Annotated in this window: 13 protein-coding genes and 1 pseudogene; 6 read left to right on the top strand and 8 right to left on the bottom strand. The window is 60.4% G+C overall.

What is annotated here, in order from left to right; all coding sequences use genetic code 11:
* The 4 genes and pseudogenes from VZ95_RS25585 to VZ95_RS21995 form a co-directional block, all read left to right on the top strand.
* Positions 1-351: NAD-dependent epimerase/dehydratase family protein (locus VZ95_RS25585; RefSeq protein WP_045776047.1), on the top strand; the 351-nt coding region annotated here is incomplete at its 5' end.
* Positions 284-508 (top strand): annotated as a pseudogene (locus tag VZ95_RS29310) (sugar phosphate nucleotidyltransferase); the annotation flags it as partial. The gene VZ95_RS25585 and the pseudogene VZ95_RS29310, both read left to right, overlap by 68 nt.
* 49 nt (positions 509-557) lie before the next feature.
* Complete coding sequence (locus VZ95_RS27165) at positions 558-1,073, top strand: sugar phosphate nucleotidyltransferase (protein ID WP_156995262.1); 516 nt, start codon at positions 558-560, stop codon at positions 1,071-1,073.
* The gene (locus VZ95_RS21995) at positions 1,070-1,921 is read left to right on the top strand and encodes a glycosyltransferase family 2 protein (RefSeq protein ID WP_052711717.1); all 852 of its coding nucleotides are present in this window, start codon (positions 1,070-1,072) and stop codon (positions 1,919-1,921) included. The genes VZ95_RS27165 and VZ95_RS21995 overlap by 4 nt, the downstream gene beginning before the upstream one ends.
* Positions 1,922-1,978: 57 nt before the next feature.
* Here the strand turns inward: VZ95_RS21995 and VZ95_RS11985 are convergent, their stop codons facing one another.
* From VZ95_RS11985 to VZ95_RS11965, 5 genes are all read right to left on the bottom strand, one after another.
* Positions 1,979-2,617, bottom strand: a complete 639-nt coding sequence (locus VZ95_RS11985; protein ID WP_045776046.1) for an FkbM family methyltransferase — start codon at positions 2,615-2,617, stop codon at positions 1,979-1,981.
* A 272-nt stretch (positions 2,618-2,889) separates the two neighbouring features.
* On the bottom strand, positions 2,890-4,122 hold the full coding sequence (locus VZ95_RS11980; RefSeq protein WP_084627748.1) for a glycosyltransferase: 1,233 nt from the start codon (positions 4,120-4,122) through the stop codon (positions 2,890-2,892).
* A complete protein-coding gene (locus tag VZ95_RS11975; RefSeq protein WP_156995261.1) occupies positions 4,119-5,300 on the bottom strand; it encodes a hypothetical protein in 1,182 nt (393 codons plus the stop codon). Before VZ95_RS11975 ends, VZ95_RS11980 begins: the two co-directional genes overlap by 4 nt.
* 56 nt (positions 5,301-5,356) lie before the next feature.
* A complete protein-coding gene (locus tag VZ95_RS11970) occupies positions 5,357-6,595 on the bottom strand; it encodes an oligosaccharide flippase family protein (protein ID WP_045776043.1) in 1,239 nt (412 codons plus the stop codon).
* Positions 6,592-7,290, bottom strand: coding sequence for an FkbM family methyltransferase (locus tag VZ95_RS11965; RefSeq protein WP_198148263.1), 699 nt, complete (start codon positions 7,288-7,290; stop codon positions 6,592-6,594). Before VZ95_RS11965 ends, VZ95_RS11970 begins: the two co-directional genes overlap by 4 nt.
* A gap of 283 nt (positions 7,291-7,573) precedes the next feature.
* On the opposite strand from VZ95_RS11965, the gene VZ95_RS21990 reads away from it, so the two are divergent.
* Positions 7,574-9,301, top strand: coding sequence for a FecR family protein (locus tag VZ95_RS21990; protein ID WP_052711715.1), 1,728 nt, complete (start codon positions 7,574-7,576; stop codon positions 9,299-9,301).
* Between the two features lie 55 nt (positions 9,302-9,356).
* On the opposite strand, the gene VZ95_RS11955 is transcribed toward VZ95_RS21990, so the two are convergent.
* From VZ95_RS11955 to VZ95_RS28255, 3 genes are read right to left on the bottom strand one after another with little or no spacing between them, the layout of a single operon-like run.
* Positions 9,357-9,860 carry a GAF domain-containing protein gene (locus tag VZ95_RS11955; RefSeq protein ID WP_045776042.1) on the bottom strand — a complete coding sequence of 168 codons (504 nt, stop codon included), beginning with the start codon at positions 9,858-9,860 and terminating at the stop codon, positions 9,357-9,359.
* Positions 9,861-9,864: 4 nt separating this feature from the next.
* Positions 9,865-10,437, bottom strand: coding sequence for a gamma-glutamyltransferase (locus VZ95_RS28260; protein WP_269747106.1), 573 nt, complete (start codon positions 10,435-10,437; stop codon positions 9,865-9,867).
* Positions 10,362-11,621, bottom strand: coding sequence for a gamma-glutamyltransferase family protein (locus tag VZ95_RS28255; protein WP_269747105.1), 1,260 nt, complete (start codon positions 11,619-11,621; stop codon positions 10,362-10,364). The genes VZ95_RS28260 and VZ95_RS28255 overlap by 76 nt, the downstream gene beginning before the upstream one ends.
* Positions 11,622-11,751: 130 nt before the next feature.
* On the opposite strand from VZ95_RS28255, the gene VZ95_RS11945 reads away from it, so the two are divergent.
* The gene (locus VZ95_RS11945; protein ID WP_045776041.1) at positions 11,752-12,513 is read left to right on the top strand and encodes a competence/damage-inducible protein A; all 762 of its coding nucleotides are present in this window, start codon (positions 11,752-11,754) and stop codon (positions 12,511-12,513) included.
* Positions 12,514-12,560 lie beyond the last annotated feature (47 nt).

The following is a 12,560-nucleotide window of genomic DNA, read 5'->3' as shown; positions in this document are numbered from 1 at the left end:
CTGTTCGAGCCGCACTTCAAGCGGAACTTCATCCATATTCGTGACGTAGCCCGGGCCTTCCTGCATGGAATCGCGCAGTTCGAGACCATGCGCGACCGGCCCTATAATCTTGGCCTGTCGGACGCCAATCTGTCGAAATGGGAGTTATGCGAGCGCATCCAGGCCCAGCTTCCCGATTTCGCCTTTCTGGAAGCCCCTATCGGCGAGGATCCCGACAAGCGCGACTATATCGTCTCGAACGCCCGCATCGAAGGCACCGGCTTCCGCCCCGCTTACCATCTCGATGCCGGAATTGCGGAGCTCATCAAGGGCTACCGGATGCTGCGCAATAGCCGCTACAGCAATGTCTGAGCAGGCCGTCCTTCTGGTCGGCGGTCGGGGAACTCGGTTGGGGAGTTTGACGGCGCGCACGCCCAAGCCGCTCCTGCCGGTCGCGGGGCGGCCTTTTTTGTCTCATCTCGTCGAGCGGTTGGCGGCGCAGGGGTTTCGCAACCTTCTGCTGTTGACGGGCTATCTTGCGCTAGAATTCGAGGCGTTTTCAGGCCGAATGGGCGGCCCTGGGCGTCACCGTAACCTGCCGGGTGGAGGCCGAACCGGCGGGGACGGGGGGCGCGTTGCATTTGGCCTTGCCCGATCTGGCCCCGGAATTCCTGCTGCTGAACGGCGATTCCCTCTTCGACATCGATTTTGCCAATTTCGCCACGCCGCCACTGCCGCCGGGGATTGATGGCCGTTTGGCGCTGCGGGCAATGCCGGTGGCGGATCGATATGGAATGGTGCAGCTAGAGCAGGGGCGCATCGTGGGATTTCAGCCGCGCACGCCGGGCGGCGGGCCTGGGTTGATTAACGGGGGCGTCTATCGCCTTCGGCGGGACGTGGTAGCCCTCTCAAGCTCCTTTCCCTGCTCCTTGGAAGCCGATATTTTTCCCAAGCTGGCGACGGCGGGACGGTTGGAGGGCCGGGTCTTCGACGGGTATTTCCTTGATATCGGCATCCCGGACGATTTTGCGCGCGCCCAGGCCGATTTCGCGCCCGGTGGGCAGGCGGTAAACTGGAAAAGTAAAAAGGAATGACAGAGCACTTCGGTTTTACGCCCGGTCGGCGGCCCCCTCCCGAAGCGGGTAGGCCGCTCTATACGCTGATTACCATCGTCCGCAATGCCGCCGCGACGATTGAGAGCACTTTGCGCAGCGTTTCCCGGCAAACCTATCCGGCCATCGAATATATCGTCGTCGATGCGGGATCGACCGATGGGACCGTGGATATTCTGCGTCGGCACGAACATCTCATCAGCCACTGGTGTTCCGAGCCGGACCAGGGCCATGCTGACGGCCAGAACAAGGGTGTGGCCATCGGCCAAGGCACGTTCATCGGCTTCGTTTATGCCGACGATTGGTTGCCCGATGATTTCGTCGAGCGAGCGGTAGGGGCCTTGACTGAAAGCGGGGCGGATTTTGTTTTCGGCGATATGGCGTATTATATGGATGAGGAATATCTTTTCACGATCCACGGTGATCCTGACTACCGGAAGCGGATCACCTACCGGGCACCGGTGATGAATTATCCAACCTTAACGGCCTGTCGCCGGGTTTTTGAGACGGCAGGCGTTTTCAATCCGGCCTACAAGGTCGCGCCCGATTACGAATGGCTGTTCCGGGTGCATCACGCGGGTTTCAATGGCAAGCACGATCCCGCCATCCGCTATCATTTCGCCTTGGGCGGAAATTCCAGCCAGCACGCGACGCGGTGTGTGCTGGAAGTGGCGCGCGCCCTCTGTCGGTTGGGGGCGAATCCGCTGCGCGTTTGGGGCTATGCTGCCGTTAGGATTGCTTTTTATGCCGTTGACGAGCGGATCAGGCGAAGTGTCTCTCCGGCGGTTTATGCCCGCGTTCGCGCGGTCCGCAAGGCCATCAGTGGCTGAGAAACGGTTCAAGGCTAACCAAGGGTGGCATGGTTTCGGGCACCAGGGCGAAATAGTTCACCGTGCCGTCAATCGGTTCGTGAACGGAGATGAACCGACCCCCAGTTTCGGCAAGAATGAGATACCCCAGCGCGTGAAGCGGCGTAAACAGGTCCGGCCAGTCGTACCCCGCGCGCTGTAAATGCTGAGGCTCGCATTCAAAGAAAATCCAGGGGCGGTAGCGGGCCAGAAACGCCGCCATTCCCGCGAGGCTGCCGGTTCGTACCCTTCGATATCCATCTTTAGCAGCACGGGGGAGACGAGGCGAACCATTCCGTCCGAGATCAGCCCGTCTAAGGATTTGAGCGTAATCGAATGGATGGCGCTACCGGTCGGCGGCGGGTTGCCGCCGAGAACAAAGCCCAACCCACTAATGGGATTGCCGGTTGCATCCTGCGGCACCGCCAGGGTCGCCTCTTCATCCTGTGCGGCGAGACCGATCGGCAGGAGGGTAATATCCGGCAGTCCCGCGAGGTTTCGGCGGGCGAGCGCAAAGGCGTCGGCATTGGGGTCGAACCCATAGAGCGGCACCCCCGCGCGGCGGTGGCGGGCCATGAACCAGCTGTAGCGGCCAACATTCACCCCGGCATCCAAAAGGGTTCCGGCCTGCCCGACCAGGGCGGCCAGAAGATCTTGCGTTGCCGCCGTTTCATTCAACCTAAAGCGACCCATCCGGCGCAAAAAGGCGTGATAAAGGGCATGAGCCTGACGGGTGGCCTTTTTGCCAACAAGGAGCGTAAGCCACCGTCGTACGATCCTACGGCCAGCATCAATCATCGGGTATCCTTCGGGCATTGTGCGCAGATGCGATCAGCGTACCCCGTCCAATCCCAGAAATCATAGAGCATGACGCAGCGATACTTCCACTGGCTTCAGATCAACGGCGGCGGGGCCAGGATTTATCTGCCGCTTTATCCAAGTGAGCCGCATTATCCCTCCTTCTGCGGTCCAGCCAGCACCCGGCGCAGACTCTTGCCTCGGTCGCTCCAGTGGAAATGGTCCCGACAGGCCGCGTACGCGGCGGTGTGCAGGGCGTTGAGCCCGTCGAGATTGTCGATATCCTGGATGATTCCGTGAACCAGGGTGGGGAAATCGGGGAAGAGTCGCACCGACCGGCCCTCAGCGAGCGGGACTTGGGTAATCGACCCGGCGATGCCGAAAACCGGGCAATGCTGGAAGACGGCATTCAAGACCTTGAGTTTGAAACCACCGCCGGTCCTCTCCGGCACAAGACTGATCCGCGCGCCTTGAAGATAGGGTTCCACTGCGTCCACCCGCCCGTGGATGGTGGCATAGGGGAAGCGCTGCCGCCATTTTGCCAGCAGGTCCGGGGGGCCGCTTCCGACAATGTCGATACCGATGCCATGATCGGCCAAGGGGGCGGCCGCCTCCAGAAATTCAGCAAGGTTCTGCTGCTTGGCGATCCAATCGAAACTGCCGACCACCACCACTCGGCGCGGCGTTTCGGCTGTCAAGCCGCGCTCCGCCAACTCTGGCCCGTCATAACCGGGCACGAGGATATGGTAGCGTTGCTGGGGGGCATCCGTTTCGAAGAGCGCCAGGTCGGCGGCGGTAGTGACGGTAACGCAATCGACCGTAGCCAGCAGGCGGTGCTCTAAAGCGGCTATCCGCGCGCCATCGATCCTTTGCGCCAGCCTTAGAGCCGCCGCTGCGTTGGAGTGACGATAGGCTAGTCGGCGCAGGCTGGCCTCGTGATTATGGGCAACGTAAACAAGCCGAAGGGGACGCTCTGTCGTGCGGGCGGTTTCCATCAGTAGCGGTAAAGTCCAACCCATCGTGACATAGTCGATCACCACGGCATCCCAATCTTGCCGCGCCAAGAGAGAGCGTAGTATCCGTCGCGGACCGGGGGCTGACAGGCGCAAAGCGTGACGCGGCAAGCGGGAAAAAGCATAGCGCAGCATCCGGCTTCCGCGTCCGAGGGGGCAGGCGATCCACTCGACCCGCTGGGCGGGACCGGCGGGGAGCAGAGCCGTGTCGGCCCCCCCTTCGTTACAGAATACCGTGACCCGGCACTCCTGTTCGGTAAGCGCTTCAATCAGTCGGGCTGAATAAATCCGGTCGCCGGCGTGGGTCGGATACGGGAAAAACCGGGTCAGCCAAAGGTAACGCGGGCCTTTTGTCTCGGAAGGCGGTGTCATCGGGGGGTGCCGTGCCCGTTCATGGCCTGCCGTGCCACTCGACCCCGTTCAAGGCCGATGATGGCGGCTAAAACAAAATAGGCGGGCTGGATGACCGTGCCCGAGGTGAGAATCATAACAATCACGGTTATAGAGATTAAGAAATTTCTTCTACTGGTAAAATTCATAATTAAAATTATTGTTAATAAAATCCCGAAGACGCCAAATTCGGCAATAAAATTTAAAACAAGAATGTCGGACTTATAGTAAGTAGCTTCGGAAATATCGAGAAGGCCACCCCAGATGTTGGGGTCGAAGACAGCATAATCCTGATAGTTGCCAAACCCGGTCCCAATCGGGAAGGTTTCGGCGATCACCTCTGCCGCGACTGTCGTGGATTCAAGGCGCATTCGGCTCGATGGATCCTTTAGGTCCAGGACATCGCTAATTCTGGCGCTAAAGACAAAGAGCAGCAACAGCCCCAGGCCGCCCAAGAAAGCCAGCCGCGTCATCAAGTTACCGCGCTTGGTTATCAAGACCTGATGCGCGATGAAACAACTCGCCAGAATCAGGCCCGTGCCCGCGCCCGTAACCGCAATGGCGATGAGATAGGCGATCTGTGGCAGCAGCATGCGGTGTGGCCGGGTGATTAAGACCCCCAGGTAGGAACTTGCCAGCGCGTACCCGGCCCAAGACGGTTCGCGGTGCAGGCCGCTCGTGCGGTTTGCGGCAAAACCCGAGAGACTGTCGATATCCGCAATATAGAGGCTGATATCGACGGCTGTCACCCATAGCACAAGCCACGCAGCAAGGGCATAGAAGCAGATAACGTAATGAATAATCAATATTCCGTGGGCAAAAATCGGCCTAAGAATTTCATAATTTTCTTTAAAAAGATCGGTAATCAATAATATTAGGCCGATCATAACCATAACTTGTAAATACCCTACGCTGTAAAATTCTCCCGCAGTAAAAAATTGAAAAAATAACAAGAAAATAGAGAAAAATAGAAATGATAATTGCTTCAAAAAAAGAGATCTGGAGATGGATATTTTATAAAATAATACCAAGTATGTAATATATGAAAAAATAACCGGCGCGATATAAACCATATATCCCGTTATTTCCGTCAGGTTTATCAGTGAATAGACAAACCCGTCCGAATATCCGATCCAAAACCAAGCCAGGGCGTGTACCACAGATCTCATGCTCCAGTATGAACCGCGACGTTTTATCCTGCGGTTAGGTAACCGCTTCAGGCATCCCGAACGGGGTGTTGGCGAAGATATAGCAGACAGGCGAGCGAGACGCATACTTCTCCGGCGATAGCCGCCCAGGCTGCGCCGCTGGCCCCGACGGCGCTGCCGAGCAGGCCTACCAGCAACAGCCGAAGGCATCCGGCACCTATGTAGATATTCCTGAGCGCGACGGCGCGGCCTGCTGGGATCAGCCATTGCACGCCGATGAGGCTGTTGAGGGTAATCAAAACGGGTAAGGGGCTGAGAATCTGCACCAGCGGAACCGCTCCGACGGCAGCGGCCCCCAGCAGCAGCGGAACGACTACGCCCGCCGAGAGAAGCATCAGAAGGCTGCCTGCCGCCGCAAGACCGCCGACCCGCAGAGCGGACCAGCGGAAGAGCTGTGCAGCTTCCTGCCGCGAAGTTGCCATCAGGCGGCTCATCTGCGGAAACAGGGCTGTGCGGAACACGGACAATAAGCTCGCGGCGGCGCGCGCCAGTTTCTCGGCGGCGACGAAAAGGCCGACGCTCACCGGATCGGCGACGGCCGCCAGCACCAGAGGAACGAGATAATCAAACGAACTACTGCCCAGATACAAACAAAAAATGTTTCGACCGTCGTGGATAAGCGTGAGCCCCCCTCTCAGGTGTTTTCTTCCGAAGTCGGTCTGCTTTTTCACCATCCACAAGCCTACGCCGAGCACGCCCAACCAGGCGGCCGCTTGCGTGGCGAAATAAATCCAGGCGTCATCAGGGCCGCCGATACTGACGAGCATAACGCCAACCGCCGCTAGCCGCAGGGCGATAGTGAGCAGGGTAATCTGGCGTGTCTGTTCCGTCCCGAGAAAATACCAGAGCGGGTCATGCGCCTGAAGCCAAGCTGCCGCCAAAGCCCACAGTAGCAACGGGTCGCTCGGGGCGAGAGGGGTAAGCCAGACGGCGATCAGCAGAATGACCGGAAACCAGACAAAACCGATCAAAAGCTTGGCGAGTGTGACGGCCCCGAACAGCCCCGCCAAGCCCTCTCGGTTATCCGGTTGTCGTGCCGCTGCCTGGGTGGCCGACAGATGCAGGCCGTAATCCAGAAGGATTAGCGCCAATTGGCTGAGGGCCATCAATTGGGCGACTAGCCCCCAACGCTCCAATCCCAGCACACGCATCAGGAGGGGAATGGTCATTAGGGGCACGAGATACTGGAGGCTTTGAAGCGCCAAAAGGGTTGGAACGGCTTTAAAAACCCGCCGGGCCGTTATCATCGTGTCAAACGCTCGAACAGCAGATCGGCTTGCAGAATCTGATCGCGATCATTCCGGGCGACCCCACCGATGCCGATTATCCGATACCCATGCGCCTGCATATAGTCGAGAATTCGGTCGGCAAGCGGTTGCCCCGTGTAGAATTCGACAAAGGATACCTCGACGTAAATATAATCGATGATCGGAAATAAGCCTTCGGCCCCGGTGAGGAGGGCCAATTCTCCGCCTTGTGTGTCGACCTTAAGTAAGACCGGGCGGGGGAGTGCCGTTTCGGCAAGAACCGCATCTAGCCGCCGGACCGGGACGGTCACTGTCCCAATCGCCTCCGTTCCTGGGGCAAACACCGTCTGGCTGCGGTTGATCGGGAGGAGCGAGGAATTATCCGACCTACGGGAAATATGCAGGGGCGCTGTGGTTTCCGCCTCCCCCAGGGCGACAGGGTGGAGATGAACCCCGGCGTCGCCTGCAAACAGACGGGTGAACCGAGCCACTGCGGCGGGAAACGGCTCGAAGGCGTGGATCTCCACCTGGGGGTGCAGGCCCCGGATGAGCAGGGAGAATTGCCCGACATTCGCCCCAGCATCGATAACCGTGGCAATGCGAAGATCGCGCATCGCAGCCAGATTTTCCAAGGACGCCGCGACCCCAAACCGCAGCCCACGGCGGAAGGTTTTGCTGCGCAGGAGCCGCAGCAATTTAATCGCCCGTCGCCAAGGATTGCGGAGTAGACCCATCTTAGTCGACATTCCCAATAACCAGGCCCCATGACCGGGCGGCATGGATACCAGCCCTGCGGTCTTCTGACTAGGGCAGGCCTCAGTTTTGCGCTCGCCAAAATGGCAATCGGCCTCCCTCACGCATAAAAATTGCTGAAAATCAAGATCAGCTCTTTCAAGCGACCCCGAATCTTGTGTATCCTTACCCGAATATCGTTTGATGGTAATCGTGCGCCCTGTCGCGCGATAGGGGGAAAAAAGCATGCGCATTGGTCTGCATTCACTGATGATGACGGTGCTCGCTGGAACGGCGTTTTCGGCTCTAGCGGTCGATGCCGACGCGAAGATTGTCGGGCGGGCGGCGGTGATTCAGGATATCGTTCGGGGACGGACGACGCCGACCGACGAGCGCGTGATTAAGCTCAACGATATTCTTGTGTTCCAAGAGCAGGTCGTGACCGGGCCGAAGTCCAAGGCCATCATCGAGTTCCGCGACGGCACCACGCTTGAGTTGGGGCCGAACGGCGCGCTGACGCTTGATAAAATGGTTTTCGATCCCGAAGGCGGGAAGAAGGATAAGGCAGTCAGCATTTCGCGCGGGCTGTTCCGCCTCGTCTCGGGGGCGGCCGCGCCTGATTCGACAACGACGATCAAAACCCCCTCGGGGACGATTGGTATTCGCGGCTCGCTCGTCGCGGGTGTGGTGCCGTCGGACCCGAACCAGTCGACCGTCATTGTCGGTGGGTCCGGGAATTTCACCCATACGTCGAATAATGGGACGACCACCCAGTTCACCGGCGGGCAGAGTGTTATTTCCAATCCGACTGGAAATACGGTTCCGCCGAATCAAGTTCCCGCCAATACCACCCTCTCGGTGATTAATCAGGTCGGCAATACGCTCGGTCAGCAGCCGCCGACCTTGCCGTCGGCCCCGACCAATGTTCAACAGCAGTTGGCGGCGGCGAATACGGTGCCGGCGAATCAGCAAACGCAGCAACAGACCAGTACCAGTGCGCCGTTGCCCCCGCCGCCCGCCACCGGGTCGGTCGGGCTAGCGAGCGGCGTTCAGACGACGGCATCGAATACGCCTGCGACCGCGCAGCAGCAGCAGCAGATCAATAATTACACCCAGCAGCAGCAGCAGGTGAATAACCAGCAGCAACAGCAGGCAACGCAGAATGTTGTGCAGGGGCTGTCGACGGTGATGAACCCGACGCAGTTGGCCAATGCCGTCACTCAAATTTCCAACGGCAACCCGGCGCAGTCGCAAACGGCGCAGAACGCCTCGGGCCTGTCGCAACAGCTGATCGCCCAGGCCCCTGCGGCTATGCCGCCCGCCCTGCAAGCCGCGATCAATTCCGGCAATGCCGCTGCGGTGACACAGGCCATCAATACGCTCTCGGCAGGCAACCCGCAGCGGGCCGCGACCCTCGCGCAGCAGGCGGTTGCGGCGGCCGAGCGGTTGTTGGCAACTAACCCGCAAGCGGCGGTTGCCGTTGCGGGCGCAACGATGCAGATTGTGGCCCAGCTTTCGGTGCAAAGCTCGGCCCCGCCGCAGGTGCTCCAGACGCTGACCACGGCGGCGCGTATCTTTGTATCGCCAGCAGCCCAGCGCCTTGCGCCGCAGCAGGCGGGCAATTTGGCGGTGCAGGCGGCGCAAATCGCCTCTTCGCCAACGATCTATTCGGCTAACCCGCAGGCGGCTATTCAGGTGATGGCGAATGCGTATCAGACGGCAACCTCGACGGCGGTGCTCGCTGCGAGTCCGTTCGTCGCGGCACAGGTGACGCAGATATTGTCACAAGCGTCGGCAGCGCAGACACTCGGTCAGGCAAACCCGACGAATACCAGCCAGATCGCGCAGATTTTGGGGAGCAATACCCCCAATTTGCCGACGACGGTACGCGAGGAGGGCGCGACGGGGGTGCAGAACCCCTCTGAAACGCCGTTGAAAACCGAAAATGAGCGCCAATTCGCCAGCCCAACCTAAGGTTTTCGCGACTTACGTCAAGAATAGGCCCTCCCAAAAGGAGGGCCTGTTTTCGTTAGAGCCTAGCGAGATCGCTGCCTTGGAGAAAGCGATCGATCAGCGTGGCGCACCCGGCGGTATCCTGGGCATCGAAACGGTCGGGCAGGGGGCTATCGAGATCGAGTACGCCTAAGGCGCGGCCATCCCACAGCAGGGGGATCACCAGTTCCGAGCGCGAAGCGGCGTCGCAGGCGATATGGCCGGGGAAGGCGTGAACATCCGGCACCACTTGGGTCTTGCCCTCGGCGATCGCGGTTCCGCAGACGCCGCGCCCAACGGGGATCCGCACGCAGGCGGGTTTGCCCTGGAACGGCCCTAAAACCAGCTCGCGCTCGTCGCGCAGGAAATAAAAGCCTGCCCAATTCAGGTCCGGCAGCGTCCAATAGAGGAGGGCGGCGAGATTGGCCGCATTGGCAATCGGGTCCCGCTCGCCGTCCAGAAGCCCGGCAGCTTGCCGATGAAGCTCGGCGTAGAGGTCGGTCTTGGGCAAATGCCGCAGCGTATCGTCGAGGGCGAACATCACTTTAATTCCCTAATGCCAAGCCTTCGCGGCGGGGGTCGGCCCCGCCCAACAGCTTGCCGTCTTTCACCAGAATGGCGGCAAGGCCGCTGTTCATTTCGCCGATGGTAACCTTATAGCCCATCGTCTCCAAAACCTCCTTCAGCCCGGCGGCGCGAGTACCCTCTTCCAATAAGGCATTGCCGTTGCGGTTGCCGAAATGACCGAGGGACACGGCGGCTTGCGGGTCCAACTCCCAATCAACCAAGCCGATAATGGTTTGGGCGACATATTGAATGATCGCCGCCCCGCCGGGGGAGCCCACGACCATTTTCAGCGCGCCTTGAGCATCGAAGATGATCGTCGGGGCCATCGAACTGCGCGGGCGCTTGCCCGGCTCGACGCGGTTGGCCACGGGCTTGCCGTCGCGTTCCGGCACGAAGCTGAAGTCGGTCAGTTGGTTATTCAGCAGGAAGCCATTCACCATCCGCCGCGCGCCGAACCCATCTTCGATGGTCGTGGTCATGGAGAGGGCATTGCCGTAGCGATCGACAATGGCAAGCTGGGTGGTGGAGGGGAATTCGGGCGTTTCCCCCACCGCCAGCGCGCCGCTGCTGCTGGGCGGCTGACCGGCGGGCGCGCTGCCTTATCGGTGTTCCAGTCGATCCATTGGGCGCGCTGGCCCAGGTAGACCGGATCGAGCATCCCCGTGATCGGTTGGCGGACGAAGGCGGGATCGGCGACATATAGATCGCGGTCCGCAAAAGCCAGCCGGCCCGCCTGCATAAAGAGATGCGCCGATTGAATGCCGTTCGGGCCGAAGGATTTAAGATTATAGCGCTCCAGAATCCCCAGCATTTGGGCAACCGCGAGCCCGCCGGAGGAAGGCGGGGCCATGCCGCAGACCTTCAGCGTGCGGTACAGGCTACAGACGGGTTCGCGCTGGATGACCTTATAGGCGGCAAGATCGGCCATGCTCAGGCTGCCGGGGTTGGGCTCTTTGCCCACCGCCGCTACCAGGGTTTCGCCGAGCGCCCCGCGATAGAAGGGCTCGATGCCCTGTTCGGCGAGGATTTTCAGCGTTGCGGCGTAATCGGGGTTTTGCAGCAACTCCCCTTCCCAGCGCGGCTCGCCATTGGGGCGGTAGAAATAGGCGCGCGCGACGGGATCGCGCATTAAATGCTTCTCGGCCTGTAAGAGTTTGGCGAGGCGCGGCGAGAGGGTGAAACCTTCCTCCGCCAGCGTGCGCGCCGGTTGGATCAGATCGGCCCATTTCGCCTTACCGTGGCGCTTGTGCAGCACGTCCAACAGGCGCGGCACACCGGGAACCCCCACCGAGCGCCCGCCGACGACGGCGTCATAGAAGGGCAGGGGTTTGCCATCGGCTCCAAGGAAGAGCTGGGGGGTGGCTTTCTCCGGCGCGGTCTCGCGCCCGTCGTAGGAGGTGAGTTTTCCGGCGGCTTTATCGTAATAGAGCACGAACGCGCCGCCGCCGATGCCCGACGACTGCGGTTCGACCAGGTTCAGCGCCAGTTGCGCGGCAATCGCCGCGTCGGCGGCGGTGCCGCCTTCGGCCAACACGGCAGCCCCGATGCGCGAGGCTGTGGGGTTGGCGGTGACGATCATGAAGTTTTCGGCAGTGACCAGCGCTTTCGCCGCCGTGCCGGTCGCCGCTTCCGGCGCTTTCTCAGGAGCTTGGGCCGCGAGCGGCAGCGGCAGGAGCGCGAGGCACGATAGAACGCCGGTTAAACAGGTCCGGCGGAGAAACCGCGATGTCGGCATAGATTTTTGCCCCTCTCAGCCCTAGCTTCTTAATCTCGATTGGCGCAATGCGCTAGCGTTGCGCAGAGCCTAGCCCTAGCCCTGTGTGTATGCAATCACAGGGTCGCGGCAGACTTAAGGAATCATCAGCATGGGCGAACAGAACAGCGTTACGGCGGCAGTGATTGTGATTGGCAATGAGATTCTCTCGGGCCGAACCCATGACACTAATCTGCATTACATCGCGGGCGTGCTCACCGAGCGCGGGATCGTCATGGCGGAAGCGCGGGTAGTGCCCGACGATGAAGCCGTCATCATTGCCACCGTGAATGAATTACGCGCCCGCAATACCTATATTTTCACCACGGGGGGCATCGGGCCGACCCATGATGATATTACCTCGGCCTGTATCGCCAAAGCCTTCGGCGTCGCCCTGCACCGGCATCCGGTGGCGGTGAAACTGCTCGAAGCCCATTACGAGCCGGGCCAGCTTACTGAAGCGCGGTTGAAGATGACCGAAGTGCCGGTGGGGGCAAGCCTGATCGATAATCCCGTTTCGAAAGCCCCCGGTTTTCGCATGGAGAACGTCTTCGTCATGGCCGGGGTGCCGCGCATCGCCAAAGCGATGATGGACGGCGTGCTGCCAACCCTATTGGAAGGCCCGCCGATCCACGCGACGACGGTTTCTTGCACGCTGGGTGAGGGTGTGATTGCGGAAGGTTTGGGGGCTATTCAAGCCGACTATCCAGGCCTCTCTGTTGGCTCCTACCCCTATTTCCGCGCGGGCCAAATCGGCGTGAGTCTGGTCACGCGCGGGACCGACCGGGCGGCCGTCGATGCGGCGACGGCGGCGATTAAGGCGCTGGTGGAACGCTTGGGCGGCGCGGCGATGGTGGCGGAGGGGATGGGGTAGGCCCTATAGTAGCGGCAGGTCCAGGACCGCCCCCGGTCCTGGTGGGG

The sequence above is a fragment of the Elstera litoralis genome (assembly GCF_000963705.1).
GTDB classification, from domain to species: domain Bacteria; phylum Pseudomonadota; class Alphaproteobacteria; order Elsterales; family Elsteraceae; genus Elstera; species Elstera litoralis.
This window is presented reverse-complemented; position numbering and strand designations above follow the sequence as displayed.

Bases quoted from the DNA above. Each gene is read 5' to 3' on its own strand.
- VZ95_RS21995 (WP_052711717.1), top strand. From the start codon at position 1,070: ATGACAGAGCACTTCGGTTTTACGCCCGGTCGGCGGCCCCCTCCCGAA.
- VZ95_RS28255 (WP_269747105.1), bottom strand. From the start codon at position 11,621: ATGCCGACATCGCGGTTTCTCCGCCGGACCTGTTTAACCGGCGTTCTA.
- VZ95_RS11945 (WP_045776041.1), top strand. From the start codon at position 11,752: ATGGGCGAACAGAACAGCGTTACGGCGGCAGTGATTGTGATTGGCAAT.
- VZ95_RS11955 (WP_045776042.1), bottom strand. From the start codon at position 9,860: ATGTTCGCCCTCGACGATACGCTGCGGCATTTGCCCAAGACCGACCTC.
- VZ95_RS21990 (WP_052711715.1), top strand. From the start codon at position 7,574: ATGCGCATTGGTCTGCATTCACTGATGATGACGGTGCTCGCTGGAACG.
- VZ95_RS11980 (WP_084627748.1), bottom strand. From the start codon at position 4,122: ATGACACCGCCTTCCGAGACAAAAGGCCCGCGTTACCTTTGGCTGACC.
- VZ95_RS11970 (WP_045776043.1), bottom strand. From the start codon at position 6,595: ATGATAACGGCCCGGCGGGTTTTTAAAGCCGTTCCAACCCTTTTGGCG.